At 69.7% G+C, this 26,245-nt stretch carries 24 protein-coding genes and 5 pseudogenes; 20 read left to right on the forward strand and 9 right to left on the reverse strand.

The features are described 5' to 3' along the window. Window positions 1–210 precede the first annotated feature (210 nt). Both CEB94_RS42015 and CEB94_RS39665 read right to left on the reverse strand, forming a co-directional pair. A pseudogene (locus tag CEB94_RS42015) lies at window positions 211–315 on the reverse strand (VOC family protein); the annotation flags it as partial. Window positions 316–515: 200 nt separating this feature from the next. Further along, complete coding sequence (locus CEB94_RS39665) at window positions 516–1,538, reverse strand: YeiH family protein (RefSeq protein WP_246112084.1); 1,023 nt, start codon at window positions 1,536–1,538, stop codon at window positions 516–518. Window positions 1,539–1,703: 165 nt separating this feature from the next. On the opposite strand from CEB94_RS39665, the gene CEB94_RS39670 reads away from it, so the two are divergent. The 16 genes and pseudogenes from CEB94_RS39670 to CEB94_RS39740 form a co-directional block, all read left to right on the forward strand. Then, complete coding sequence (locus CEB94_RS39670; RefSeq protein ID WP_175437364.1) at window positions 1,704–2,609, forward strand: LysR family transcriptional regulator; 906 nt, start codon at window positions 1,704–1,706, stop codon at window positions 2,607–2,609. 341 nt (window positions 2,610–2,950) lie between these two features. After that, on the forward strand, window positions 2,951–3,748 hold the full coding sequence (locus CEB94_RS39675) for a GntR family transcriptional regulator (RefSeq protein ID WP_175436734.1): 798 nt from the start codon (window positions 2,951–2,953) through the stop codon (window positions 3,746–3,748). 6 nt (window positions 3,749–3,754) lie between these two features. Continuing rightward, window positions 3,755–6,438: pseudogene (locus CEB94_RS39680) on the forward strand (fumarate reductase/succinate dehydrogenase flavoprotein subunit). An 84-nt stretch (window positions 6,439–6,522) separates the two neighbouring features. After that, a complete protein-coding gene (locus tag CEB94_RS39685) occupies window positions 6,523–6,750 on the forward strand; it encodes a 4Fe-4S dicluster domain-containing protein (RefSeq protein ID WP_175436735.1) in 228 nt (75 codons plus the stop codon). Between the two features lie 17 nt (window positions 6,751–6,767). After that, window positions 6,768–8,222, forward strand: coding sequence for an ABC transporter substrate-binding protein (locus CEB94_RS39690; RefSeq protein WP_175436736.1), 1,455 nt, complete (start codon window positions 6,768–6,770; stop codon window positions 8,220–8,222). Window positions 8,223–8,243: 21 nt separating this feature from the next. Next, complete coding sequence (locus tag CEB94_RS39695) at window positions 8,244–9,140, forward strand: ABC transporter permease (protein ID WP_175436737.1); 897 nt, start codon at window positions 8,244–8,246, stop codon at window positions 9,138–9,140. Beyond that, window positions 9,137–9,913: an ABC transporter ATP-binding protein gene (locus CEB94_RS39700; RefSeq protein ID WP_175436738.1), complete on the forward strand. Its 777-nt coding sequence runs from the start codon at window positions 9,137–9,139 to the stop codon at window positions 9,911–9,913. Before CEB94_RS39695 ends, CEB94_RS39700 begins: the two co-directional genes overlap by 4 nt. 69 nt (window positions 9,914–9,982) lie before the next feature. Next, the gene (fdxA, locus tag CEB94_RS39705; protein WP_175436739.1) at window positions 9,983–10,321 is read left to right on the forward strand and encodes a ferredoxin; all 339 of its coding nucleotides are present in this window, start codon (window positions 9,983–9,985) and stop codon (window positions 10,319–10,321) included. Then, a complete protein-coding gene (locus tag CEB94_RS39710; protein WP_175436740.1) occupies window positions 10,318–11,013 on the forward strand; it encodes a hypothetical protein in 696 nt (231 codons plus the stop codon). The genes fdxA and CEB94_RS39710 overlap by 4 nt, the downstream gene beginning before the upstream one ends. Before the next feature lie 281 nt (window positions 11,014–11,294). Continuing rightward, complete coding sequence (locus CEB94_RS39715; RefSeq protein WP_175436741.1) at window positions 11,295–13,214, forward strand: 2-oxoacid:acceptor oxidoreductase subunit alpha; 1,920 nt, start codon at window positions 11,295–11,297, stop codon at window positions 13,212–13,214. Next, entirely contained in the window at window positions 13,211–14,308 is a 1,098-nt protein-coding gene (locus CEB94_RS39720) for a 2-oxoacid:ferredoxin oxidoreductase subunit beta (RefSeq protein WP_175436742.1), read from the forward strand. The genes CEB94_RS39715 and CEB94_RS39720 overlap by 4 nt, the downstream gene beginning before the upstream one ends. Before the next feature lie 45 nt (window positions 14,309–14,353). Continuing rightward, window positions 14,354–15,511, forward strand: coding sequence for an Mrp/NBP35 family ATP-binding protein (locus tag CEB94_RS39725; RefSeq protein WP_175436743.1), 1,158 nt, complete (start codon window positions 14,354–14,356; stop codon window positions 15,509–15,511). Window positions 15,512–16,339: 828 nt separating this feature from the next. Beyond that, window positions 16,340–16,822 carry a Mu transposase domain-containing protein gene (locus CEB94_RS42385; protein ID WP_425472525.1) on the forward strand — a complete coding sequence of 161 codons (483 nt, stop codon included), beginning with the start codon at window positions 16,340–16,342 and terminating at the stop codon, window positions 16,820–16,822. Beyond that, entirely contained in the window at window positions 16,720–17,130 is a 411-nt protein-coding gene (locus CEB94_RS41530) for a hypothetical protein (protein WP_425472568.1), read from the forward strand. Before CEB94_RS42385 ends, CEB94_RS41530 begins: the two co-directional genes overlap by 103 nt. 4 nt (window positions 17,131–17,134) lie before the next feature. After that, window positions 17,135–17,326: a hypothetical protein gene (locus CEB94_RS42390; RefSeq protein ID WP_425472573.1), complete on the forward strand. Its 192-nt coding sequence runs from the start codon at window positions 17,135–17,137 to the stop codon at window positions 17,324–17,326. Continuing rightward, window positions 17,272–17,633 (forward strand): annotated as a pseudogene (locus CEB94_RS39740) (ATP-binding protein); the annotation flags it as partial. The gene CEB94_RS42390 and the pseudogene CEB94_RS39740, both read left to right, overlap by 55 nt. Here the strand turns inward: CEB94_RS39740 and CEB94_RS39745 are convergent. Next, window positions 17,634–18,923 (reverse strand): MFS transporter, encoded by a 1,290-nt coding sequence (locus CEB94_RS39745; RefSeq protein WP_175436744.1) that lies wholly within the window; start codon window positions 18,921–18,923, stop codon window positions 17,634–17,636. A gap of 91 nt (window positions 18,924–19,014) precedes the next feature. Beyond that, window positions 19,015–19,333 (reverse strand): annotated as a pseudogene (locus CEB94_RS39750) (IS6 family transposase); the annotation flags it as partial. Between the two features lie 253 nt (window positions 19,334–19,586). On the opposite strand from CEB94_RS39750, the gene CEB94_RS39755 reads away from it, so the two are divergent. Continuing rightward, complete coding sequence (locus tag CEB94_RS39755; protein WP_175436745.1) at window positions 19,587–19,829, forward strand: hypothetical protein; 243 nt, start codon at window positions 19,587–19,589, stop codon at window positions 19,827–19,829. On the opposite strand, the gene CEB94_RS41535 is transcribed toward CEB94_RS39755, so the two are convergent. Together CEB94_RS41535 and CEB94_RS39770 are read right to left on the reverse strand one after the other, a co-directional pair. Further along, entirely contained in the window at window positions 19,787–20,707 is a 921-nt protein-coding gene (locus tag CEB94_RS41535; protein WP_246112086.1) for a hypothetical protein, read from the reverse strand. The genes CEB94_RS39755 and CEB94_RS41535 overlap by 43 nt on opposite strands. A 160-nt stretch (window positions 20,708–20,867) precedes the next feature. Then, window positions 20,868–21,335: a hypothetical protein gene (locus CEB94_RS39770; protein ID WP_175436746.1), complete on the reverse strand. Its 468-nt coding sequence runs from the start codon at window positions 21,333–21,335 to the stop codon at window positions 20,868–20,870. Between the two features lie 381 nt (window positions 21,336–21,716). On the opposite strand from CEB94_RS39770, the gene CEB94_RS39775 reads away from it, so the two are divergent. Further along, complete coding sequence (locus CEB94_RS39775; RefSeq protein ID WP_342790397.1) at window positions 21,717–22,457, forward strand: peptidoglycan-binding protein; 741 nt, start codon at window positions 21,717–21,719, stop codon at window positions 22,455–22,457. Continuing rightward, the gene (locus tag CEB94_RS39780) at window positions 22,454–23,323 is read left to right on the forward strand and encodes a helix-turn-helix domain-containing protein (protein WP_175436748.1); all 870 of its coding nucleotides are present in this window, start codon (window positions 22,454–22,456) and stop codon (window positions 23,321–23,323) included. The genes CEB94_RS39775 and CEB94_RS39780 overlap by 4 nt, the downstream gene beginning before the upstream one ends. Before the next feature lie 217 nt (window positions 23,324–23,540). On the opposite strand, the pseudogene CEB94_RS39785 reads toward CEB94_RS39780, so the two are convergent. From CEB94_RS39785 to CEB94_RS39795, 3 genes and pseudogenes are all read right to left on the reverse strand, one after another. Beyond that, window positions 23,541–24,011, reverse strand: a pseudogene (locus tag CEB94_RS39785) (IS6 family transposase); the annotation flags it as partial. A 91-nt stretch (window positions 24,012–24,102) separates the two neighbouring features. Then, a complete protein-coding gene (locus tag CEB94_RS39790; RefSeq protein WP_175436749.1) occupies window positions 24,103–24,861 on the reverse strand; it encodes an SDR family NAD(P)-dependent oxidoreductase in 759 nt (252 codons plus the stop codon). A 119-nt stretch (window positions 24,862–24,980) separates the two neighbouring features. After that, on the reverse strand, window positions 24,981–25,247 hold the full coding sequence (locus CEB94_RS39795; RefSeq protein WP_175436750.1) for an Atu4866 domain-containing protein: 267 nt from the start codon (window positions 25,245–25,247) through the stop codon (window positions 24,981–24,983). A gap of 139 nt (window positions 25,248–25,386) precedes the next feature. Between CEB94_RS39795 and CEB94_RS39800 the strand changes: the two genes are divergently transcribed. Next, complete coding sequence (locus CEB94_RS39800) at window positions 25,387–26,235, forward strand: helix-turn-helix transcriptional regulator (protein ID WP_175436751.1); 849 nt, start codon at window positions 25,387–25,389, stop codon at window positions 26,233–26,235. Window positions 26,236–26,245 lie beyond the last annotated feature (10 nt).

A 26,245-nucleotide genomic window follows, 5' to 3' on the forward strand; every position in this document is an offset into this window, starting at 1 on the left:
ACCCTGATGTCACGGCGTATTGGGTTACGTACGCAAAAGGTCACCCTGAGAGGCGCATTCCGGGCACCGGGGAACAGGGGGCGCTCACGCGAGCCTCCCCATCGTCACCGCGGAAACGGTGACGGAATATCCGGCCGCCGCACGGTGGGCCCGGCGGCCGTAGATGAGCCGAAGCGTGCTGGTTGTCACCATGAGGGGACGCTGACCTGCGTCTTCCAAGTGGGTCAGAAATACCCACATGTGACCCGAAGGGTCCTTGAGGATGACGGTGCGGTCACCGTGAAACATATCTGTCGGCGGCTGGAGGATCTCGGCGTGCAGGATCCCGCTGTCCGGAGCATCGATCCTGGAGTCCACCCGGCTGCGCCAGGGCGCGTCGGCGCATGGCGTGGAGGTCACGGGCGATGTGGCTCGACGTAGCCCGCGTGCAGCCGACTTGGCTTGTCCATGTGCTGGAGGGCGGTGTCAGCCCGCCGGACGTGAGCGCGGATGTCGGGCCCCGTGAAGGGTGACGGTCAGAGCCGGCCGGTGAGCGCCTGGAGACCGATGGCGGTGCCGCCGACGCCGATCCAGAGGACCGCGCCGAGCAGCATGGGACGCGGTCCCGCGTCGCGAATCTGCGACGGATTCAGCGACAGCCCGATTCCGGCCAAGGACATCGTGATCATGAAGGTGCTGGTCGCCGATATGGCCGACTGCCAGGAGGCAGGAACGACACCGAGGGTGGCGACCGCAGATGCGGCCAGGAAGCCGACGATGAACAGGGGAAACGCCCCCCATACGCCGCGGCCGGGTGCGGCTTCTCTCCCGGCCCGCCGACGACGGGACTGCCAGATCTGCAGGATCACGCAGATCGGTACGATCATGAGGCTGCGGGTCAGCTTGACCACAACGGCGTACGCCGCGGCCGGTGTTCCGTAGGCGTAGGCGGCGGCCACCACCGACGACGTGTCATTGATCGCAGTGCCGCTCCAGAGTCCGAACGCCTCCTGCGACAGACCGAGCAGGTGACCGAGTGGCGGAAACAGCAGGACGGCGGCGATGTTGAACGTGAAGATGGTGCCCATCGCGTACGCCACGCGGGCCTGGGCCGCGTTCACGACGGCGGTGACCGCGGCGATCGCGGATGCTCCGCAGATTCCTGTGCCCACTCCGATCAACAGCCGTGTCTCGGGGTCGATGCCCAACAGACGGCCGACGAGCCAGGCGCCTCCCAACGCCACTGCCAGGGTCCCCAGCATGACCGGCAGCGACCCGGCTCCCACGCGCAGCACGTCGCCCAGTGGCAGCCCGGCTCCGAGCAGGACGATGGACGCCTGAAGGACATGCCTTCCCGCCGTGGTGAATCCGGGCCGCAGCCGCTCGGAATGCCGGGGCGCCAGGATCCGTCTCAGCACAACGCCGACTCCGGCGCCCGCCACGATCCCCGACACCGCGCCGCCCACTGTGGGAAACAGCGCGCCCAGCCAGGAGGCCGGCAACGCAACGGCTGCCGCGACGACCAATCCGGGACACACGGCACCGACCGCCGCGTACACACGCCGCGCGCGGCCCGGAGCACGCTGCGGCGGTGGCTTGACCGATACGACGAAGGCCGATTCCATTACGTCTCCTTCGCTGGGCTGGGACGTTCACTGCACGATCGCCGTCTTCCGCCGGGCTCCGGTAGAGACAGAAATCCGAGGAGGTCATAAGCCGTGCTGATGGGCCTGCCGCCGGGAACGCCGGAACTGAGGGTGCTGGATCTGCTGGTCTCCGTCGCTGAGACGGGCAGCCTCGGCCGAGCCGCCGGGCGGCACCGGATCAGCCAGCCGGCGGCGAGCATGAAGATCAGCGCGCTGGAGCGTCAACTTAGGCTGGTGCTGCTCGAACGCGGCCCTACCGGCTCCCGGCTGACCCCGGCCGGAGCCGCTGTCGTGGACTGGGCACGCCCCGTGCTCGACGCCGCCCGGGCGTTGGTCAGTGGGGTCGCCGCGCTCCATGCCGACCAAGAGGGCCAGTTGCGGGTCGCCGCGTCGATGACGATCGCCGATCACCGGGTGCCGGGCTGGCTGATCACGCTGCACGACCGGGCCCCCGACGTCAGAGTCGCCTTGCGGGTCGGCAACTCGTCCCAGGTCGCCGACATGGTCCGCCGCCGTGAGGCCGATCTGGGATTCGTCGAGGGCCCGCACGCCCCGCACGGCTTGCGCAGCCGGGCGATCGGCGCCGACGAACTGGTCGTGGTGGTCGCACCGAGCCACCCCTGGGCAGTGCGCCGACTACCTCTGCCGCTGCGGTCGCTGGCCGCCACCCCGTTGATCCTTCGCGAGCAAGGATCGGGCACGCGTGACGCGCTGGGGGAGTTCCTGCGCGAGGCCGGTGAGTTCGCGTCGCCCGCGGCCGAACTCGGCTCCACCACCGCCATCAAGTCGGCCTTGACCACAGGTGACGCGCCCGCCGTTCTGAGCCGTCTCGCGGTGTCCGCCGAGCTCGACGACGGTCGGCTGATCAATGTGCCGCTGGAGGGACTCGGTCCGCTCCGCCGGACGTTCCGTGCTGTGTGGCTGAGTGACACACCTCCGGCGGGTCCGGCGACGACGCTGCTGGACCTCGTCCTGCACGCGTAACGTCTGAAGGTCCCGCGCAGTGGGGTCACACCGGGCTGAGCCGCGCGAGTTGCTGGTTCCGGCGCGGCTCAACCGGGGGCGGCGGTTGCCGTCCGGTAGGACGGGACGTGCGGGGCGACCCGGCGCCGTCCGTGGTGAGCCCACGACCCGGTGCAGCGGCGATGGGGAGTGCTCCGCCGGGACCCGCAAGTCCGCCGCCCCGGTGGCGGACCTGGCGATACGCCCTCAAGAGTCCCCGTCACCCCAGGTCAGCGGCGCGGGGCCGGGTGGGGAGACTGGCGTAACAAACACGCAATTGCGGCCATCGGCCGACGTAACAAGCACTCCACAGCATTCCGGCCATGACAGGGACCAGCACTGGCAGCAGAACGACCGGAAGCCGTGTCGCACCCGTGCGGCGCATCCGGGACGTGCTGCGCACCCGCATCCTCGCGGGTGTCTACGGAACCCGGTCGCTGCCCTCCGAGACCGATCTTTCCGCGGAGTTCCGGGCGAGTCGCAACATCGTGCGGGACGTCCTCGCACTGCTGCGCAAGGAGGGTCTGGTCGACCGCATCCCGGGGGTCGGCACCTTCGTGGTCTCGGGCAAGGCCGTACAGGGTCTCGACCGGCTGCGCGGGCTCGCGGAGAGCTTCGACACGGGCTGCGACCGGGTGGTCAACCAGGTCCTGCTCGCGGACTCCGTCCCCGCCACACCCACGGTGGCCGAGCGGCTGTCGCTCGATCCCGGCACCGAAGTGATCGCCCTGGAGCGGGTGCGGCTCCTCGACGGGCTGCCGCTGTCCCTCGACGCCAGCTACCTGCCGGCGGACGTCGGGCGGCCCTTGCTGGAGATGGACCTGGCCCGCCATGACGTTTTCGGACTGATCGAAGGCGAACTGGGCCTGCCGCTGGGTGCCGCGGTGCTGTCCATCGAGGCGATCGCCGCCGACCGGACGGTCGCCGACCTTCTCCGGGTGCCCGACGGATTTCCCCTGCTGTTCCTCGAACGGCTGACGTACACCGAAGCGGGCCGGCCCATCGACCTGGAGTTCGTCCGCTTCCGCGGGGACCGGACGTCGCTGGCGGGCCGGCTCCACCGCACCCCTGACCAGCTGTACCCGCTGCTGAACCACCACCCTTCTCCCGAAAGGGGCTGACTTTCCGTGCAGATCCCACCCCCGTCGCAACGGCGTGAACTCGCCTGCGACGTCCTCGTCGTCGGCGGCGGAACCGCCGGAACCATGGCGGCCCTGACCGCGGCCGCGAACGGTGCCGATGTCCTGCTGCTGGAGAAGGCGCACGTACGTCACTCCGGTGCGCTGGCCATGGGCATGGACGGCGTGAACAACGCCGTCGTCCCGGGCAAGGCGACTCCCGAGGACTACGTCGCCGACATCACCCTCGCCAATGACGGCATCGTCAACCAGCGCACCATCTACGAGACGGCGACCCGCGGCTTCGGCATGGTGCAGCGCCTGGAGGGATACGGCGTCAAATTCGAGAAGGACGAGCACAACGAGTACGCCGTGCGCAAGGTGCACCGCTCGGGCAGCTACGTGCTCCCGATGCCCGAGGGCCGGGACGTCAAGAAGGTCCTCTACCGGACGCTGCGGGCCCGCCATGTGCGTTCCCGGGTCACGATAGAGAACCGGATCATGCCGGTGCGGGTGCTCACCGAGGACGGCCGGGCCATCGGGGCGGTCGGCCTCGACACCCGCAGCGGGGAGTTCGTCACCATCTCCGCCGGCGCGGTGATCCTGGCCGCCGGAGCCTGCGGGCGCCTGGGCCTGCCCGCCAGCGGCTACCTGTACGGCACGTACGAGAACCCGACCAACGCCGGTGACGGGTACGCGATGGCCTATCACGCCGGCGCGGAGCTGTCCGGGATCGAGTGCTTCCAGATCAACCCACTCATCAAGGACTACAACGGCCCGGCCTGCGCCTACGTCGCCAACCCCTTCGGCGGCTACCAGGTCAACGCCGACGGCAACCGCTTCGTGGACTGCGACTACTGGTCCGGTCAGATGATGGCGGAGGTCAAACGGGAGCTGGACAGCGCCCGTGGCCCCGTCTACCTCAAGCTGAGCCACCTGCCCGACGCCACGATCAACCAGATCGAAGGCATCCTGCACACCACGGAACGCCCCACCCGCGGCACCTTCCACGCCGGCCGCGGTCACGACTACCGCACTCATGACGTCGAGATGCACATCTCCGAGATCGGGCTGTGCAGCGGCCACTCCGCCTCGGGCGTGTGGGTGGACGAGCACGCCGCGACCACGGTTCCCGGGTTGTACGCGGCCGGCGACATGGCCTGTGTGCCCCACAACTACATGATCGGCGCCTTCGTCTACGGCGACATCGCAGGCGAGCACGCGGCCGCCTTCGCCGCCTCGGCCGGCCGTCCCGCGCTGCCGGAGGACCAGATCGCCGCGGCGCACGAACTGGTCTACCGTCCGCTGTCCCACCCGGACGGTCCTCCCCAGCCGCAGGTGGAGTACAAGCTCCGCCGGTTCGTCAACGACTATCTCCAGCCGCCCAAGACGGAGCGTTATCTGACCCTCGGGCTGGAGACGTTCGACCGGATGCGCGGTGAGATCGCCGGTATGGGAGCCCGCACGCCGCACGAGCTGATGCGCTGTGCCGAGGTCAGCTTCATCCGGGACTGCGCCGAGATGGCCGCCCATGCCTCGCTGGCCCGTACCGAGAGCCGGTGGGGGCTGTACCACCAGCGTGCCGACTGGCCGGAGCAGGACGACGCCAACTGGTTCCGTCACCTGAACCTGCGCAAAAGCGCCGGCGGTGACATGGAGGCGCTCACCCGCCCGGTGGCACCGTACATCGTGCCGGTTCCCGGCTTCGTCCGCCCGGACGGGGTACCGGACGTGCCCGCACCGGCCGGTGCCGACCTCGCGGCGGTGTGGGGATGACGACGGACATGCGGGGCACCCACCGGATACTCGCGCTGATGGAGCTGGCCGAGGAATCCCCGACCACCGACGAACTGACGGAGTTCCTCACCGACAGCGACCCCGGCGTGCGGCGCACGGCACTGTCCGTGCTCAGCGAGGCGGCCGAATCGTGGGACGAAGCCTCAGCGGTCTTCGCGGCGGCCCTCCTGGACCCGGACGAGACCGTCCGCCGCACCGCCGTCGATCTGCTCGGCGAACTGCGCGAGGTCCTGGTGATCGGCGAGCGGTTCACGCAGGCCCTGCGCGAGGCGAGCCACTCGGAGCACGCCGCTGTCCGCTCCGCCGCAGTGGGCGCACTGTGGCGCCACCGACTCTGTACCACCGCGGAGTTGGCCGCGCTCCTGTCCGACCCGGAGGAGAGCGTCCGCTGCGAGGTGGTGCTCGGGCTCGTCTCCCTGGACGCGTTGGAGGAGCTGGACGAGGCCGCAGCCGACGCGGCATCGGCGGTGCGGCTGGCCGTCGCCCGCGGGCTGGGCTCCGTCGGTGCCCCCCGTGCGGCCACCACCCTGACCGCGCTGGCCGAGGATTCCGAGGTCCTGGTCCGGGCCGCCGCCCTGTCGGCCATGGCACACACCGGCTGCGCCGAGCAGGCCACGGCCGTCGCCACCGCGGCACTGGCCCACCCGGCCTGGCAGGTCCGCCAGGGAGCGGCCGCCGCGCTGTCCGTGGCGGACCCACAGGAGGCGATCGACCCGTTGATCGCCGCCACCCGCGACACCAACCTCGACGTCCGCAAGGCCGCGGTCCGGGCTCTCGGCAGCAGGCTGCCGGGCCGCCCGGGCATCCGGGCGGCCCTGGAGGTCGCCCTGGACGACGCGGACGCCGACGTCCGCGCCTTCGCCCGCATGAGTCTCGCCGCTTCCGACGCCGAGTGATCCCGGCGGCTCCGCCCGCCGGACACCGACGCACCCCATGGACCACCACACGCCCGAGAACGATCCGTTGAAGGAGAACAGCAGATGGCGCAAGCAGCGAACCGGGTGGACGTACCGGTCACGATCGACGAATCGAAGTGCATCGACGGATGCACGCTCTGCGTGGACATGTGCCCGCTCGACTCCCTGGCCATCCACCCCGACACCGGCAAGGCGTACATGCACGTGGACGAATGCTGGTACTGCGGTCCCTGCGCGGCCCGCTGCCCGGTCGACGCGGTCACGGTCGACATCCCCTTCCTCCTGCGCTGAGCGGAGCGAAGCCCACCATGGACGCCTTCCCCTACCCGCCCGGCAGGGCGGCTCACCGCAACCGGCCCCTTCTCGCGCTGCTGTCCGTGCTGGGGCTCGCCGCCACTGCCGCCGGCTGCGGCACCGGCAGCGCGTCGAACTCCTCCACCGTCGTGGTCGACATGGGCTACCAGTCCAAGACCATCAACACCGTCACCGCCGGTACGCTGCTGCGCGACCGAGGCACCTTCGAACGCAAGCTCGACGCCATCGGCAAGTCGAACGGTGTGCACTACAAGGTCGTCTGGCAGGACTTCCCCTCGGGCCCGCCACTGACGGCGCAGATGATCGCCGGCAAGGTCGACATCGGCTCCATGGGCGACTACCCGGTCCTCGTGAACGGGGCGAAGACCGCCCAGTACCCCGATGCCAAGTCGGAGCTGGTCGCCGTCACCGGCTACAACCTGCGCGGATCCCTCAACCAGGTCGTGGTGCCCACCGGTTCGTCGGCGAAGACCCTCGCCGACCTGCGGGGCAAGGTCGTCTCCACCAGTCTCGGCTCGGCCGGCCACGGCATGCTGGTCAAGGCGCTGCGGAAGAACGGGATGAGCCCGGACGACGTCCGGCTGCTCAACCAGGACCCGCCGGTCGGTGCCTCGGCGCTGCAGAGCGAACAGGTCGCCGCCCTCTCCCAGTTCGTTCCGTGGCCGCAGCTGATGGTCTTCCGGGGACAGGGCCGGCTCTTGTACGACGGCGGCTCCAACGGAGTCCCCACCTTCCACGCGGTCGTCGCCCGCCACGCCTTCACCGCCGCTCACCCCGAGGTGATGCGGGCCTTCCTGGAGTCGCTGCGGGACACCACCGACTACCTCAACCAGCACCCGCTGGCCGCCGCACAGCGGGTCGCGAAGATCACCGGGATCGCGCCCGAGGTGGTCTACCTCTACAACGGGCCGGGCGGCCTGGTCACCTTCGACCCGACGATCAAACAGCCACTGGTCGACGCCCTCGACGCCGACCTGCCGTTCCTCAAGGACCTCGGCTCGGTCAAGGACCTGGACGTCGGGAAGTTCGTCAACGACAGCTACCTGCGCAGGATTTACGGCCCCTCCTATACATCCGCCCGGGCACGCGTGAGCAACCCCGACCCGGTCAAGGGCCAGGACCCGGTCTGCCACGCCGCCGTCGACGATCCGGCCACCGCCTCCGAAGTATGGTTCGCCGGCCAGAAGTCGACCCGCGTCGCGGCGACCCCCACCTGCCTGCTGCGGCAGATCGCCGCACACAACGGCGACGTACGCGCCGCCTACGTACCGGACGCGAAGAACGGCACCCGGATGTTCGCGACCGCCGCGACCTGGGTGCTCGACCCCGCCCGCTCCGCGAACTCCCGGCTCCTGCCGTTCGCGGTGACCGCCGACGCGGACTCCTACCTGGCGGGCCACACGGGCGCCCGCGCACTCGACTACGCCGCGGCACTCGCCGCCGTGTAAGAGATCGGAGGAAGAGGACCCATGACAACCACTCCCGTCTCCGCCAAGCCGCTCACGGACGCCGGTGTCCCAGCGGCGGCACCGCCCCGCCCCCGCCACGGACTTCGTACCGGTCTCCGCCCGCGCACCCCGGCCGGCCGATGGCTGCGCCGGCCGGCCGCCGTCGCCCTGGCCGTGCTCCCGCTCGCCGCCGCCGTGCTGCTCTGGTACCTGCTCACAGCGGACGACGTCGTCCTGTGGCTGCGCTTCGACAAGCTGCCCGGCCCGGTCGAGGTGTACGACACCCTGCGGACCCAACTCACCTCCGGTGCCTACTACCAGGACCTGCTGGCCAGCCTGCGCCGCATCCTGATCGGCTTCGGACTCGCGGCGGTGAGCGGTGTGGCCATCGGCATCACGGTGGGACGCTCCCGGCTCGTGCGGGTCCTGGTGCGGCCGCTCATCGAGGTCGCCCGGCCGATCCCAGCGATCGCCCTGGTACCCCTGGCGATCCTGATGTTCCCCACCGGAGAACAGGGCATCGTCTTCATCACCTTCTTCGCGGCCTTCTTCCCGGTCGTGGTGAGCACCATCCACGCGATGAAAACCCTGCCCGACGTGTGGGAGGAAGCCGCCCGGACCATGGGCGCCGGACGGTTCTCCGTCCTGGCCCACGTGATCCTTCCCGGGGCCATGCCCGGCATCTTCTCGGGACTGTCGGTCTCGGTGGGGGTCGCCTGGATCTGCGTGATCAGCGCCGAGATGATCTCCGGCCAGTTCGGCATCGGCTACTACACGTGGCAGTCGTACGGACTGCTCGACTACTCGGGCGTCGTCGTCGGCATGCTCTCGATCGGCCTCCTGGGCTGGGCGACGGCCTGGCTCGTGGAGCGGCTCGGATCCCGGGTCAACCGGTGGCTGCCGAGGGCGGCCCGATGAGCGCCGGAGCGCGGGTCCGGCTGCAGGGACTGAAGCTCGCCTTCGGCGACATGCCGGCGGCCGAAGTCGACCTCGACGTGGAGCCGGGGGAGATCGTGGTCCTGCTCGGCCCCTCCGGCTGCGGCAAGTCGACCATCCTGCGTGCGCTGGCCGGGCTGTTGAAGCCGGTCGCCGGACTGGCCGAGGTGGACGGCAGGCCCGTGGGCGACAGTGACGCCTCCTGCGCGATGGTCTTCCAGGAAGACGCGCTGCTGCCCTGGCGCTCGGCCGTACGCAACGTGGAGTACGCCCTGAAACTGCGCCGCGTCCCTCGCCGGGAGCGGCGCCGACAGGCCGAGGACCTGCTGGCCCAGGTCGGCCTTGAGGGCTTCTCCGACCATCTGCCCGGCCAGTTGTCGGGAGGCATGCGCCAGCGCGTCCAGCTCGCCCGGACGCTGGCCACCCGCCCCCGGGTGATGCTGATGGACGAGCCGTTCGGCGCGCTCGACGCCCAGACCCGCTCGGAGATGCAACAACTCCTGGTCTCCGTCTGGGAGCAGTACGAGACCACGATCCTGTTCGTCACCCACGACGTCGACGAGGCACTGCTGCTGGCCGACCGCGTCGTCCTGCTCAGCCCCCGCCCCGCCACGGTCCGCGAGGTCGTCGGCATCCCCCAACCACGGCGGCCCGGCGCGCAGTTCGAGCCGGAATTCACCCGTCGCCGCTACGAGATCCTCGCCGCGATGGGCGAGACCCCGGTCCCTTCCGCGCTCTCGATCGACACGCCGTGAACCCGCCCTGCCCGCGCTGCTCGCCTAACCATCCCCATCCCCTTGTCCCAGCGAAGGAGACACCTCGTCATGACCTACGTCATCGGGGCCGCGTGTGTCGACGTCATGGACCGCGCCTGCGTCGACGAGTGCCCGGCGGACTGCATCTACGTCGGCGAGCGCATGGCCTACATCAACCCCGAGGAATGCATCGACTGCAGCGCCTGCGAACCCGTCTGCCCGGTCGAGGCGATCACCATGGAGGACGAAGTCGCGCCGGACCAGACGGAGTTCGTAGCGGAGAACGCGCGCTTCTTCGCCACGGTGCTGCCCGGACGGACGGAACCGCTGGGCACGCCGGGCGGTGCGGACCGGCTCGGTCCGATCGGTGTCGACACGCCCTTCGTCCAGAGCTACACCGCGCCATGAGCGACCCGGTGACCGACGCGGATCCCGTCCGTACGGTGCTGGCGGCGCGGACCTCCGCGGCCGCGGCGGTGCTCGTCATCGCCCTCCGCGGTGGCCACTGGCCCTACTCCTGTGGACTCGCCGGCGTGGTCCGCCGCCTCGCTCCGCGCCTCTCGGCCGCCGGCGCCGAAGTCCTCCTGCTGGCCTCGGAAACGCCCGGGACACGGCAGGCGATCAGCGCGGCCTGGCGGCTGCCCTTCCCGTGGGTGCCGGACGTGGCGGTGGAAGCGGTCGCCCGGGAACTGGGCGCGTGGGACCAGGCGTCCGGCCGGGTACTCGACGGCCTTGGTCTGCTCGGGCCGGACGGTGCCTGGATCCTGCGCCAGGACTTCGACGATCCGAGCGGTACCGGCTCGCCCGAGGACGTCCTCGCCGCACTTCGACGGGCCGCCCTGGCCCCCGTCCCGGCCCTGCCGTCCGCAGGTGCCGAGGGGCCGGCCTCCGGCACCCCGGCACCTGCGGACGGGACGCTCGTCCGCGACCCAGGGCAGGCCGCGGAAATCCTCCGCCGGGCCTTGGCCGGCGCGGACCACCTGGCACGGCGCTTGCCACCGGCCTCGGCTGCCGCCGCGAACGCGGAACGCACCCGCCTCCGCCTCGCGTTGTATCTGCAGTCCGTACAGGACCTCGTCCCCGCCTCCTGCCCGGCCTGAGGCCCGCACGGTGGGTTCGGGCCCGGGCAGCCTGCCATCCGCGCCCGGACCACAACCCTTCAAGGCCGTAGGCCACTCCTCACCCTGTAGCGCCCCTGCGCCCTCCGGCTCGGCTCCTACGCCGCGCGCAGAAAGCCGAGGGCAGCCGCCCCGGCCTACCCCGGCCCGGCGCCTTCCGGGCCCACCTGCCGCATCAGCCGGGAGCCCGCATCGCCGAGGGCCAACGACGCCCCGCCCGGTCCCTCTCGAGAGCGTTACTCACGCCAAGGAGAAGCAGCACCATGACCGACACCCACACCCCCCGTGCTCCCGGTGCGGCTCCGGCCACCCGGACCGAGCGGCTCGACCGCGTCGTCATCCGGTTCGCCGGGGACTCCGGTGACGGCATGCAACTCGCCGGGGACCGCTTCACCTCGGCAGCGGCTGCCTTCGGAAACGACCTGGCCACGCTGCCGAACTTCCCGGCGGAGATCCGCGCACCACAGGGCACGATCCCGGGTGTCTCCTCCTTCCAGGTGCACTTCGCCGACTACGACATCCTCACGGCCGGGGACCGCCCCGACGTGCTGGTGGCGATGAACCCCGCCGCCCTGAAGGCCAATCTCGCCGACCTGCCGCCCGGCGGAACCCTGATCGTCAACACCGACGAGTTCACCGCGCGCAACCTGACCCGGGCCGGATACGCGTCGAACCCGCTCCAGGACGACGACGCCCTGACCGCCTTCCAAGTGCACCAAGTGGCCATGACAACACTGACCCGGGGCGCGCTGGAGGCCACCGGCCTGAGCAAGAAGGACGCCGAGCGGGCCAAGAACATGTTCGCCCTCGGCCTGCTGTCCTGGATGTACCACCGGCCGACCCAGGAGACCGAGCGGTTCCTGCGGGAGAAGTTCGCGCGGAGACCCGGTATCGGCGAGGCGAACGTCCTGGCCTTCCGGGCCGGATGGAACTACGGCGAGACGACCGAGTCGTTCGCGGTGAGCTTCGAGGTCGCCCCGGCGACGACACTGCCACCCGGCGAGTACCGGCAGATCACCGGCAACACCGCCCTGGCGTACGGCATCATCGCCGCCGGGATCCGCTCCGGACTGCCGGTCGTGCTCGGGAGCTACCCCATCACCCCGGCCAGCGACATCCTGCACGAGCTGTCCCGGCACAAGAACTTCGGCGTGACCACCCTGCAGGCGGAGGACGAGATCGCCGCCGTCGGCGCCGCACTGGGTGCCTCCTACGGCGGCGCGCTCGGCGTCACCACCACCTCCGGCCCCGGCCTCGCCCTCAAGAGCGAGACCATCGGCCTGGCCGTGATGACGGAGCTGCCGCTGCTGGTGATCGACGTGCAGCGCGGTGGGCCGTCCACCGGCCTGCCCACCAAGACCGAGCAGGCGGACTTGCTCCAGGCGATGTTCGGCCGCAACGGCGAGTCCCCGGTGCCGGTCCTCGCCCCGTCCACGCCAGCGGACTGCTTCGACACGGTACTCGACGCCACCCGGATCGCCCTGGCCTACCGGACCCCCGTCGTACTGCTCTCCGACGGCCACATCGCCAACGGCTCGGAGCCCTGGCTCGTTCCCGACACCGCCCGTCTTCCCGACCTCCGCGTCGAGTTCACGACCGAGCCCAACGCCCCCGACGGATCAGGCGACTTCTGGGGCTATCTGCGCGACCCCGGCACCCTCGCCCGCCCCTGGGCCGTGCCGGGCACCCCCGGGCTCGAACACCGCATCGGCGGCCTGGAGAAGGCCGACGGCACCGGCGACATCTCCTACGATCCCGGCAACCACGAGCGCATGGTCCGGCTGCGCCAGGCCAAGGTCGACGGAATCACCGTGCCCGACGCGCACGTCGACGACCCCGCCTCCAGCGGGAGGGACTCCGGGACGGCAGAGATTCTCGTGGTCGGCTGGGGCTCCTCCTACGGGGCGATCGGCGCCGCGGTACGCCGTGTCCGCGGAACCGGCCGTGCCGTCGCCCACCTGCACCTGCGTCACCTCAACCCGTTCCCGCCGAATCTGGGCCAGATCCTCTCCCACTACCAGCGCGTCGTCGTCCCCGAACTGAACCTCGGCCAGCTCGCGATGCTGCTGCGATCCAGATACCTGACCGACGTGGTGTCGTACACGAAGGTCGCCGGTCTGCCGTTCGGGGCCGAAGAGCTGCAGGGCGTGCTCACCGAAGTGATCGAAGGAGTCCGGACATGAGCACGACCGACCTCGGCCTGCCCCGCCCCGGTTCGCCGGCTCCCGGCCTTCCCGGCCTCGGCGGCCAGGCGCTGGTGCCGGCCACCGACGCCGAGCTCTCGCCGAAGGACTTCAAATCCGACCAGGAGATGCGCTGGTGCCCCGGCTGCGGGGACTACGCGGTCCTGGCCGCGGTGCAGGGCTTCATGCCCCGGCTGGGCCTGGCCCGGGAGAACATCGTCTTCCTCTCGGGCATCGGCTGCTCCAGCCGGTTCCCGTACTACATGAACACCTACGGCATGCACTCCATCCACGGCCGCGCCCCCGCCATCGCCACCGGCCTGGCCGTGGCCCGCCCCGACCTGTCCCTCTGGGTGGTCACAGGCGACGGCGACGCGCTGTCCATCGGCGGCAACCACCTCATCCACACCCTGCGCCGCAACGTCAATCTCAAGATCCTGCTCTTCAACAACCGGATCTACGGCCTCACCAAGGGCCAGTACAGCCCCACGTCCGAAACCGGGAAGATCACCAAATCCACGCCCGCGGGCTCGGTCGACGCCCCGTTCAATCCCGTCTCACTCGCCCTGGGGGCCGAAGCCACCTTCGTCGCACGCGTCCTGGACTCCGACCGTGCGGGACTCACGGACGTACTGACCGCCGCAGCCGAGCACCGGGGCACCGCGCTGGTGGAGATCTACCAGAACTGCCCGATCTTCAACGACGGGGCCTTCGAAGTGCTACGGCAGCCAGGCGAGAGGGAACGGCGCATCATCCCGCTGCGCCACGGCGAACCGATCCGCTTCGGCCCCGAGGGCGAATACGGCGTCACCCGCGACGATTCCGGACGACTCACCACCGCCAGGGTCGCAGAAGCCGGCGAGGACGCCCTCCTGGTGCACGACGCCACGTGCGCTGACCCGACCACCGCCTTCGCCCTGTCGCGGCTCTCCTCACCGGACCTCAGCCATTGCGTCACCGGCATCTTCCGCTCCGTGAGCCGTCCCGCCTACGACGATCAGGTCCGCGCCCAGACCGACCACGCCAGATCCGCCGCCCCGGCAGATCTTCAGGCACTGCTCGCCGGCAAGGAGAGCTGGACCGTCACCGGCTGACATCCCTCAGCACCGCCGCTCACACCCACCGGAATGCGAGCCCCCATGACAACGAGCACCCCGTCGACCGACCACACACCCGTCGCCGCCGACCTCCGCCGGGCACTCTCCGGGGTCCTCGACCCGGAGATCCACCGGCCGATCACCGAGCTCGGGATGGTCAAGGACGTGACAGTCGACCCCGACGGAACCGTCACCGTCAGCATCTGTCTGACCGTGTCAGGTTGCCCGATGCGGGACCGGATCACCGCGGACACCACCGCCGCGCTGTCCGCACTGCCCGGCGTGCGCGAGGTACGGATCGAACTGGACGTCATGAGCGACGAGCAGCGCACCGCACTCCGCCGAAGCCTGCGGGGTGACGCGGCGGAACCGGCGATCCCGTTCGCCGAACCCGGCTCGCTCACCAGGGTGTACTGCGTCACCTCGGGCAAGGGCGGAGTCGGCAAGTCGAGCGTCACCGTCAACCTGGCGGCGGCGATGGCCGACAGCGGACTGTCGGTGGGCGTGCTGGACGCCGACATCTACGGCCACTCGGTCCCACGGATGCTGGGCGTCGACACCGGCCCCACCCAGGTCGAAAAAATGATCATGCCGCCGCGGGCCAACGGCGTGAAGGTGATCTCCATCGGGATGTTCACTCCGGGCAACGCCCCCGTGGTGTGGCGCGGCCCGATGCTGCACCGGGCTCTGCGGCAGTTCCTCGCCGACGTCTACTGGGGAGACCTGGACGTGCTCCTGCTCGACCTGCCGCCCGGCACCGGCGACATCGCGATCTCCGTCGCGCAGCTGCTCCCCGACTCCGAACTGCTCATCGTGACCACTCCGCAGCCCGCCGCAGCCGAAGTGGCCGAGCGTGCCGGAGCCATCGCGCTGCAGACGGGCCAGCGAGTGGTCGGCGTGGTGGAGAACATGTCCTGGCTGCTGCTGCCGGACGGATCCCGTACAGAACCGTTCGGCTCCGGCGGAGGCCAGACGGTCGCCGACTCACTGTCACGCAAGGTCGGCACCCGGATCCCCCTGCTCGGCCGGATACCCCTGGACCCCCGCCTGCGCGAAGCGGGCGACACCGGCGCCCCCCTGGTCCTCACCGCCCCGCGGGCCCCGGCGGCGACGGCCCTGCGCACCATTGCCACAACCCTTTCCGTACGCCCCCGCGGCCTGGCCGGCCAACCGCTTCCGCTCAGCCTGTCCCGTGACTGAACGATCACGTCTGCCGCTTCGTGGGCTTCCCGAGTCCCGCTGCCCACACCGGCGATGCTCCCCGAGTCCCAGTGCCACAAGACGATTGCGATCGCTCCGTTGAAGGCCTGCCCGAGCCGGACTGCCTCCCCGTGTCGGCGCAGGCCGTAGGTGTAGTGCCCTCGTTGAGTTTGCCGATCTCATGTGCTCGTCGAGGGCCAGTTCGTCAGCCATGGGGGTGCCGGCGTGGCGGATCGCGGCCGGTGTCTGGTAGCCCGTCAGCAGCTTGAGCAGGCAGGTGCTGGTCAGCTTCAGGTCGCGCTATCTGTCGTTACCTAGCCGCCATGGCCGACTGTGTCGTGATCAACGTGGACTATGCCGTCGCCCCGCAGCGGCAGCGGGTCTTCACGGCAGCCGTAAGGGGAGTTGGCTCGATGAAGGGTTTCGTCGGAGACGGAAGGCGACGTGTGTCCGGACTGCAAGGCAGGACCCATGCCCGAGAACGCCTGCGTCACGGTCGGAATGCCGGAGCAGATGTGACACCGCCCGACTCTGCGCACACGATCGTGCAGATCGAACTGGAAGGAGGGTTCCCGGCGCGTCAGGGAGCACGATGAGTGGGCCAAGGGCGCTTACCCTTACCGGCCGCGCACGAACGCCTAAAGCAGGCCGACTCCGGGATGCCGCCGGGAACAGCCGGCGCAGCCGTTCATCGACGCCCTGACCGAGCCGGTCCAGGCGCAGGCCGACACGACACAGTTCGTCGTCCTGCACCGGCGGGCGGAGATCCTGGGGCGGCACTTCCCGCCGGAGCTCCCCGACCCCGACCACGCCGCCGCTGACCCCACCATGACTCCGACCACGGACGCGGCCGACGAACGCCGCCGGATCGGCTCCCGGCCACGGCCGGTGGGTGAGTACTTTGCTGTCGAACGGCCGTTGCTGCACCCGTTGCCGGGCGAACCGTTCGAGACGGGGCGGCTGTTCAGTCTGCGGGTGGACCGCTTCAGCCAGGTCAGCGTCCGCACCAACCGCTACTCGGTGCCGGTGCGGCTGATCGGCCGGACGGCGCGGGTCATGCTGCACGCGTCCGAGCTGGTGGCTACGACGGGCAGAAGGAAGTCACCCGGCACGAGCGCCTCATCGCCAAAGGTCAGGCCCGACCCGTGCTGGACCACTACCTGGAGGCCCTGGTCAAGAAGCCCGGCGCCTTCCCGGGCGCCACCGCCCTGGAACAGGCGAAGTCCGCGGGCAAGTTCACCCCGGTCCATGACGCCTGGTGGGCCGCGGCCTGCAAGGCCCACGGGGACCGGGACGGCACCCGGGCTCTGATCGAGGTCCTGCTGCTGGGCCGCAACCTCACCCACGAGTACCTGGTCGCCGGACTCGCCACCGCCCTGAGGGCCGGCGCTTTGACCGCGGACGCGGTCGCGCTGGAGGCGCGGAAGGCAGCGGAGGCCGACGACGTGGACGAGCCGCCCGCCCCCGCCCGGTCGGACCGGGCGAAGGTGACGTTCCTGACCCAGCGGCGGCTGGCCCACTTGCCGCCCGACAACCGGCCGCCGCTCTCGGTTGCGGCCTACGACCAGCTGCTGAAAAACAGGCAGCCGGCCGACCGCCCCGCGATCCGGGGAGAGTGACGCCATGACGTTCCAACGCCACCGCGGGCTGACCGAACAGGCCGCCGACGCCGCCGTCGACCAGGCATGCCGCATGCTGCGGCTGCCCACCATCCGGGCCCAGATCCCCGACCTGGCCGAAGCCGCCGCCCGGGACCACCACTCGCCACCAAACTGGTCAACGAACTGGTCGAGGCCGCGGACGAGAAGGTACTGACCAAGACCATCGCCCGATACGGCCGCTGGACCTCCTTGCGATCGACGAGCTCGGATACATGGAACTGGACCGCCGCGGCGCTGAGTTGCTGTTCCAGGTGCTGACCGAGCGGGAGGAGAAGAACAGCGTCGCCATTGCCTCGAACGAGTCGTTCGGAGGGTGGACGAAGACCTTCACCGATCCGCAACTCTGCGCGGCCATCGTCGACCGCCTGACCTTCGGAGGGAACATCATCGAGACCGGCAGCGACTCCTACCGCCTCGCCAGCACCAGGGCCGCCCAGGCCCAAAATGCCACCACGAGCTGATCAGTCCTTGCTCTCTCCAGCAGCGGCTTCTGCGCCGTGCCGTGTCAGATCAGCTGCCGAGGGATCGAGTTCGTCGGCAGTACGGGCCCTCCGGGTGGGAGAAAACGTCAGCGCAAGTGCCTGGATGACTGCTCCGGACAGTCCCATCCACAGGGCGAAGCGGTAGCTGACCTGGTCGGCGATTACTCCGCCAAGTGGTGCACCCACCGCTACCATTCCCCAGTTCATCGAGCGGATCGTCGCGTTCATCCGCCCTCGCAGCCGATCGGGTGTCACCGCCTGGCGGTAGCTCATCTCCACCGGACTTTCGACGCCGATGGCCAGGGACACGACGAAGAAGCCGAGCGACACGGAGGCGAGCGCCCACGGTCCACGCCCGGCCAGGACCAAAGGCAGCCAGCCGACGGCAGCGAGCAGGCGGAAGGTGATCAGAGTGGCGCCGACCTCCAGTCTTCTGGCCACGCGACCGGAGAGCGCACCGCCGAGTATCACGCCGACACTCGCGCAGGCGTAGGTGACCCCCAGACCGAATTCTCCGATCTTGAGGCTCTGCAGGGCGAAGACCACGAAGACCGTGCTCACCATGCTGTTGAAGAGGAGCATCGCGTGCGAGGTCAGGGCGATGGACGCCAGCGTGCGATGCCGGTAGACCCATGCCACGCCCTCGCACAGCTCGCTGCCCATGCTGCCCCGCGCGCCTCGATCAGGGACGGGGTCGGGTGCCTTCACCGAGGCTAGGAGCAGGCCGGACATCAGATAGGTGAGGGCGTCCACCAGCACGGCGAGCGGCGCTCCCATGATTTTGATCAGTAGCCCGGCGAGCAGAGGGCCGGTCGAGCCGGCCACCGCGTCGGCCTGTTGCACGCGCGCGTATCCCGCATTGAGCAGCTCTTTGGGTACCAGCTGTGGCACATACGACTGGTTCGCCGCCTCGAACAGCAAGGACAACACCCCGAACACGAAGACGAACACGCACAGCGCGGGGATGCTGAGTCGATCCAGCGCATACAGCACCGGTATCGCCCCGAGCAGGACTGCTCTTCCGAGGTCCGTAGTGACCATCATCGGCTTGCGCCGCCAGCGGTCCACCACGACCCCGGCTATGAGTCCGAAGAGCAGATACGGAACCCAGCGGGCGGCATTGACGATGCCGACCTCCGTGGCGGATGCGCTCAGCGTCACGGCGGTAAGGATTTGCAACGCCAGTCCCGTGACCTGAGAACCGAACGCAGACACAGCCGAGGCGGTCAAGAAACGTACGTACCCAGGGACTTCCACCAGGCGCGGCATGATCGGACCGTATCAGCGAGGATCACCGCCGGACGACGGCGGGACAAGTCACCCAACGACGGCAGACATGCGCCAGCGTTGTCGGCTCTCATCGGTTCAGCACGAGGATGTCGAGGACGTTCCCGTCCTGGTCGACGGCCCGCCACAGGTACTGCAACCGCCCGTTGATCTTGATGAAGACCTCGTCCAGATGCCACTTTGTCCCCCGACTGGGGCTGCCGGCGGCGCAGCGCGCCTGCGTAGGTCTGCCCGAACTTGCCGCACCAGCGGCGGATCGTCTCGTACGAGACGACGATCCCGCGCTCGAGCATCAGCTCCTCGACCTCGCGGAACGACAGCGGGAAGCGGAAGTACAGCCACACACAGTGGGAGATGACCTCGACCGGGTACCGGTGCCCCTTGTACGACAGCGACGCGCTCCCACGGGCGACCCTTCCCGGTTGATCAACCCGAAGATCACCCCACCGGTCAGCCAACGTGACAGTGCCTCTCCGTGGGAAGCCCCAGTCGGAGTGGCCCGGGTGCGCTGCACCGCAACACCTGGGACTACTTGGCAGAGCAAGTCCCCAAGCACAGGGAAGGCGGGGCTGCAACGAGGGAGGTGGTGGACAACGTCTTCCGCGCGCGCCGGCCGAGGAGGACATCACCACCGAGACCGACGGCATGGTGACCGTGCCGCTGGCGGGCAGCTCGCTCGCTTCGGTGCTGCACTTCTGCGCCAATGTCCAGGACTGGCCCTACTTGCCGAACCACGCCTACAACGCTCTCGACAAGGCGATCGGGCGCCGGGTGGGTGCGGCGATCTCGCAGGCCCTGCTGAACGTCGTTCCCTCCGCGGACGCTTCCGGGCCGACGGAGGTTGTCTACCTGGACGACAAGATCACCGCCAAGGACGCCACGGCGTGACCGACTGCCCCGCCGTGCCGACGGGTTCCGCGCTTCGGCGTCAGGCGGCGAGGACGTCCCGAAGCTCCCGTACAGCGGGCTCGCGGTAGTGCTGGGCGGGGATCGCCTCGTACAGGTCCTGGGCGCGGCGGCGGACCAGGCCGGTGCGGCAGCGCGGTCAGGGCGGCGACCGTACGACGGCACGCCTGTTCGCTGACACCGTCGTGGTGGGAGCACGCAGCAGCGATGTGCAGCAACGTCCGCGTCATGGTGCTGGTCGGCGCGGACAGCTCCAAGGCGCGCTGCTGGCTCTCGTTCGCACGGCGGGTGTCTGAGAGCGTGGTGTAGGCGTGGCTGAGGTGGACGTGGTGCTTTTGCTCGCCGTACGTCAGCCACGTGTCCGACCGCTGGCTCTCGGGGAGCCGGTCCATGAGGGCGTCGGCGGCCGCGAGTGCGGCGCGGGCCTGTTCGCTTTGGTGGTTGAGGGCGTAGGTGCGGGCGGCGACCGCGGCCGCCAGTGTCGTTGCGGCGGTCGGCCGGTGCCCGGCGACGTGACGGGCCCGTTCGGCGAGATCGGCCGCTGCTTTCGGGGCTCCGTAGTTGAGCGGGACCATGGCCTCGCGGGCGAGGACCCAGGCGTGCAGCTGGTCGTTGCCGGATTCGGCGGCGGCCCGGGCGACGGTGGCGAACCAGGCGCGGTACTGCCGGCGGCTGCCCAGGTCGTGTAAGACGAGCTGGTGCTTCGCACCAGTACCTACGGCCCGCTTCCGTTGCCGGGAGGCAAGTCTGGCCTGGTGCCGCTCGGGCCACAACGGGCCGATCTCATCGACGAGTTCAGCGATCACATCGGCCGCCAGGCCCATGATCCGCCGGTTGCTGATGATCACTGCACGAGTCACGTTCCCCACCACATGACCATGATCAACGATCAAAAGCTCGACGTCTCACCGCCAACCATGCACCACCTCGTTAGCCAGGAGGTTTCGTCCGGATCACCAGGCGGACCGGAGGGGCGCACGCGGCCCGTCCCTTCCTGCACGAGGGGACGGGCCGCGTGTGTCAGGGACGCCAGCCGTCGGGGACGCGGCCCTGCTGCACCTTGAGGGTGCCGCTGCACGTCCCAGTGTCGGGATCGCCCCAGATCTTGATGGTGTCGACGTCGTTCGCCCAGGTGGTGTCGTTGGTGGGGTGGTCGTAGTTGCCGAGGTTCACGGCGGTGTTCTTCGGGATGCAGATGTACGCGTCCGGGGAGGGGCGCGTGTCGAGCAGCCAGACGGAGTCGTCGTTACGGGTGTTGACGACCGCGTCCGGATCGTTCTGTATCGCGGTCGGCATGTTCTGGTAGTAGGTGTCCTGGAACCAGCCGATGACGCTGCCGCCGGAGTAGGAACCCTCGTACACACATACGCGCGGGTACGAGCAGCCATGCATGCTGGCGGCGGAGGCAGACGAGGCTGTCAGCGGGGTCAAGGCCGCGGCCAGTCCGGTGGTGACCAAGGTCGCCGCCAGCTTTCTGTTCAGCTTCATGGGAACACTTCCTGGTGAGGTGGCATCGACGGAGCCGACCGCACCGGCCGGCTCCGCAACGAGATTGCGGGTTCGGCGCGACGTTCGGCCACAGCTGACGCAGAAGTGACCTCATCCCGGGACGTCCCGTGCACTGATCTGCGGAGATGTCGCCCGCCGAGTCCCTGCGGCGGGACTGCGGTGAGAGGGAATGGCTGACTCCGCGCCAGGGCTGGGTCGCACCAGGGCGGCGTGCCCGCTCTGTGATCCCCGTGACAGCTGATGCAGAATGAGACCGGGACACGGGGGACGGACCAGCGGTCCCTGATGTGAGCGGGGGGAATCATGCCGCGTTGGAAAGAGTTGCCCGCAGAACTGCATCCACACGTCCGCCAGTTGATCGTGCGACTTCGCAAACTCAAGGACCGCAGCCAACTGAGCACGCGTCAACTGGCTGTGGAGACCGGGTACAGCGCGAAGTCGTGGCAGCGGTATCTGAACGGCAGGTCGCTGCCGCCCCGGGAGGCCGTCGAGGCGATGGCCCGCGTCGGCGGTGACGATCCGCCCCGGCTGCTGGTGCTGTACGAGATCGCCGCCGAACGCTGGGCGGATGGACGGGTGGTCACCACCGACGCCCCCGAGAACCTCTCCGCGACACCGGCACGCACCCCCACGGAGCAGCAGCCGTACGGGCGTCACCTGCGCGCCGCGGTCACGGCGGGAGCCGTGGTCTCGGTGCTATCCATCTCCGCGGCGCTCCTGCTGGCCGTGCGGCTCACCGAGGCCCGTGCCCAGCTCGCGCAGGACCGCAGCGATGCTGTCGCGACGGCCCCGGCCACCGTGTCGGAGTCCCTGGTGCCGATCATCTACACCTGCCGGCTGGAGCAGCGTGACGGTCACTGGTACGCGGGCCTGACCCGGACCACGGACCTCCTCCTGTCCAACACCCACGTGGGGCTCGAAGTGGCCGAGGCGCAGTGCCTGCTGCGCCGGGCGGGCACTGCGCCAGGGGACATCGACGGCGTCTTCGGCCCGAAGACGCGGCGAGCGGTCGAGCTCATGCAGAAGCGGAACGGGCTGGTCGTGAACGGAGTCATCGACCCGCCCACCTGGCAGGCCCTGCGGGAGGCGGATCCGAAGTGACCGCGGAACACACCCGGCTGGTCGCGGCCCTGCGGGAGCTGCGGGCCGGTGCGGGGCTGAGCCTGGCGGCGCTGGCGGAGCGGACCGCGTACAGCAAGTCCTCGTGGGAGCGTTACCTCAACGGCAAGAGCCTGCCTCCTCGCCAGGCCGTACAGGAACTGTGCCGGCTCGCGAACGAAGCGGACGGGCGGCCGCTAGCCCTGTGGGAGATCGCCGAGTCGCACTGGAGCGGACGCGCGGTGGCCCCCGCGCCCGCTCCTCCCGCGGACGAATCGCCGCGGCCACATCCCGAGGAGGCGCCACCGCCCGCCATAACCGAGCGGCGGCGCCTTCGCGGGGGCAGGCTCCTGGTGGTGCTGGCGTCGGTGTACACCGTGACCGTCGGTGGTGCTGCGGCCCTGCTGTTCTCCCTGCTGCCGGACTCGCAGGCTCAGGAGGACGAACCGCTGCCGGCCTCCGTCCCGTTCTCCCTCGCTCCCCAATGCCACGGAGCCGCCTGCGAGGGCCGGGACCCCATGCGCCTGATCTGCGGCATCGGCCCCGACACCCTCACCACATACCGCACCGCCACCGGCGCCCACGTCGAGCTGCGCTACAGCAAGAAGTGCGGCGCGAGCTGGGCCCGGACCTGGGGGACCGAGATCGGCGACCGGGTGGACGTCACGGCAGGCGGCCCGACCCACAGCGTGCGCATCAGCAACAAGGACGACTCGGCAACCTTCATCTATACCGAGATGACCGAAGTCAGTCCTGGCAGCACCGTCCGGGCCTGCTTCCGGCCCGCGTCGGCCGACGGCGAACGGGAGTGCTTCGAGGCCCGCGTGGGCGGGGCCGCCACCACGACCCGGCCGCCCTCACTCCAGTAGCGTCAGGCCCTCGAGCGTGTCGATGCCGAAGTCGGGAATTCTCAGTGGGCGGAATGAGAGTGCATAGGAGTTTTGTCGTCACCTGAACGTGTGGCGGTGTGGCATCCCGGCCGGTCGGCGGCCATGGGCATGTTGGGCTGGGCGCTCTCACGTTGTCGGGCACGTGGGTATCTGACGTGGTGCCAGGGTGTGGCTGGCCCAGGCCTTCAGTGTTGATTCAAGCTGTGGTGGGCTGGCCGATGGTGCCGGTGAACTGGTCCCAGATCGCGAAGCGGGTGGTCATCTCGGTGCGGTGGTCGGGGGCGTTCATCAGGTGCCGTCGGGGGCGGAAGTGGGGCGAGATGCCGCTGAAGGCGGACAGGGACCGCTGGGCTGCGCCGACGCTGCGGAAGCCCTTCATCGCGCGTTCGCGTTGCCTGGTGGGCTGGTGGCTGTTCTCGGCCCGGTTGTTCAGGTACTTCGACTGCCGGTGCTCGACGGAGGGCATGACCTCGCGGTGGGCCGCGCCGTAGGAGCGGAGCTTGTCGGTGACGATCACCCTGGGCAGCGTGCGGGTCTTTGTGAGAAGACGGCGGAAGAAGCGCCTGGCCGCAGCCTTGTCCCGCCGGTTCTGCACGAGGATGTCGAGGACGTTCCCGCCCTGGTCGACGGTCCGCCACAGGTACTGCAACCGCCCGTTGATCTTGAGTGCCGTGCAGTGGTGCGGTGCGCGGACCGGGTGGGCCGCGCCGTTGACGCATTCACGGCAGGCCCACGTGGACGTCGTACGGCTGGATTGTTCAGTGCGCGGTGAGCCCGCCGTCGACCACCAGCTCCGAGCCAGTGACGAACGAGGAGTCGTCGCAGGCCAGGAAGAGGATCGCGGGTGCGATCTCGTCGGCGCGGCCGGCTCGGCGCATGGGGGTGCGTTGGATGTCCGGCTGCTGGTCGCCCTGATCGTCCAGGAGTTCGTGGATCATCGGCGTGGCGATCACGCCGGGATGCACCGAGTTGATCCGTACTCCCTGCCGGGCGTACTCGACCGCGGCGGTCTTGCTCAACAGGCGCACGGCCCCCTTGGACGCCTGGTAGGCCGCAGCCGCACCGCTTCCTACCAGGCCGAGTACTGACGACGTATTGATCACCGACGCGTTCCCGCTCGCACGCAGGAGCGGCAACGCCGCCTTCATGCCGAGCCATGTGCCTTTCTGGTTCACGTCGATGACGCGGTCCCACGCCTCTTCCCGCGTGTCCTCGATACCTGGCCAGTCCAGGATGCCGGCGAGGTTCACGAGCACGTCCAGCGTTCCGAACCGGTCGCGTACGACGGTGATCACTTCGTCCCACTCCCGCGCGGAGGAGACATCGAGGCGAGCAGCGACGACCTCCGCGCCGCGTGCCCCGATCCGGTGGGACAGGTCCCGCAGGGGGCCTTCGGCGATATCGGTGATCACTAGCCGGGCGCCTTCGCGGGCGAAGAGTTCGGCGGTCGCTGTGCCGAGGCCGCCGGTCGCGCCCGTGATCAGCGCGACCTTGCCGGAAAGTCGTTGTCCTGTCATGGATATGGTCCTTGATTCTCGTTGCTGCTGGCTGACTGACTGGCTGACTGCTGTGTCGGGACTTCTTGGTCCGCCGACGGTTCGCCCCCGGTGCCCAGGGCGACCGTGGCCCGGCCTCTCTACGACGACTTCTGCTCCCGGTAGAGCACGAGGTGCTCGTGATAGAGCACTCCGTCCCGGATGTCGCCCGTGGCGGTGAACCCGGTGTCGTCGACGTAGTCCAAGTGGCTGCCGGTCACCGTGTACCAGCCGGTGTACGCTCTGCGCCGCTCGCCGCGGGCTTCGTCGTAGCGGCCGTCCGGCAGCAGCTCCTGACGGATGTGACCATCCGCGGTCACCCACATCCCGACCACGTCGACATGGTCGCCCTCAACGGTCCCGGCCATGGCGGACTCCTCTCCTCGAATGGTGTGGTCCTTCCCGCTCCACCGAGTCTGGGCAGGTCAGCGGCCATCAACCAGGACGCGTGCTGCCTGGGTGTGGCACACCCAGGCAGCGCACCGGGCCGCCGCCTAGCCTGAACACATGGACGAAAACCACCTGGGAGACTTCCTGCGCACACGCCGCGACGGCCTGCGGCCGGAGGACGTCGGCATGGCGAGCTACGGGGCCCGCAGAGTCGCCGGACTGCGCCGCGAGGAGGTCGCCGTCCTGGCCGGAGTGAACGCCGACTACTACACCCGCCTGGAACAAGGCCGCGAGCGCAACCCCTCACCCCAGGTGGTCGACGCGCTCAGCCGCGCCCTGCGCCTCGACGCGGACGCACGCGCGCACTTGTACCGGCTGGCCGGGGCCACACCGAACGACCAGCCCTCCGTCCACGCCGCCGAGCGGGTCAGCCCTTCGCTGCGACAGCTGATGGACGGATACCCGAACACTCCAGCGTTCGTCATGAGCCGGACCCTGGAGCTCCTCGCCGTCAACGCCCTGGCCGATGCCCTCTACGCCCCGTTCGAGCCGGCGGACAACTTGGCCCGCATGACCTTCCTCGACCCCGCGGGCCGCAACTTCTACACGGACTGGGACCGGGTAGCACAGGCCACCGTCGCCAACCTTCGCGAGGCAACCGGATTCGATCCGGACAACCCGCGGCTGCGCGAACTCGTCCGCACCCTCACTGAGCACAGCGCGGACTTCACTCGCCTCTGGAACGCCCACACCGTGCGCGGCAAGACCCAGGACGCCAAACACTTCCTCCATCCGGAGGTAGGCCCCCTCACCCTCACCTACCAGGCTTTCGACGTACGCGACGCCCCCGGCCAACAGCTCGTCATCTACCACGCCGAACCAGGCAGCCCCAGTGCCCAGTCCCTCAATCTGCTCGGTTCCATCCACGCCACCCGGCGCTGGCCCGACCCCCGGCCCCGCCGCTGATCAGCCGACG

It is taken from the genome of Streptomyces hawaiiensis (assembly GCF_004803895.1).
Taxonomy (GTDB): domain Bacteria; phylum Actinomycetota; class Actinomycetes; order Streptomycetales; family Streptomycetaceae; genus Streptomyces; species Streptomyces hawaiiensis.